This window comes from Streptococcus sp. KR, assembly GCF_002238115.1.
Lineage (GTDB): Bacteria > Bacillota > Bacilli > Lactobacillales > Streptococcaceae > Streptococcus.
Genome location: NZ_NGVM01000358.1, coordinates 1 through 221, shown reverse-complemented (window position 1 = coordinate 221; position 221 = coordinate 1). Strand labels below are relative to the sequence as shown.

At 43.0% G+C, this 221-nt stretch carries 1 protein-coding gene; it reads right to left on the bottom strand.

Going from position 1 to position 221, the window contains the following annotated elements; all coding sequences use genetic code 11:
• Positions 1 to 221, bottom strand: a 221-nt coding sequence (locus tag CBI42_RS12280) for an ATP-binding cassette domain-containing protein (RefSeq protein WP_142294186.1), incomplete at both ends; no start/stop codon positions are given.

Below are 221 nucleotides of genomic sequence, written 5' to 3'. Positions count from 1 at the left end.
TTTGAATGGTTCGTCCATCAGTAATACCGGTGGATTCATGATTAACATTTCGATAATCTGAAGCTTCTTCTTTTGACCTTCACTTAACGAGTAGACAATCCGGTCGTCTTTTCCGGCCATGTCCAACTTGTTCAGCATGTCGTCCACGTCCGCCTGTGAATAATCGGTGTTGGTTCGATTAGCCAGTGAAAGATCCAACTCTTCTTTGACAGTGATATTCA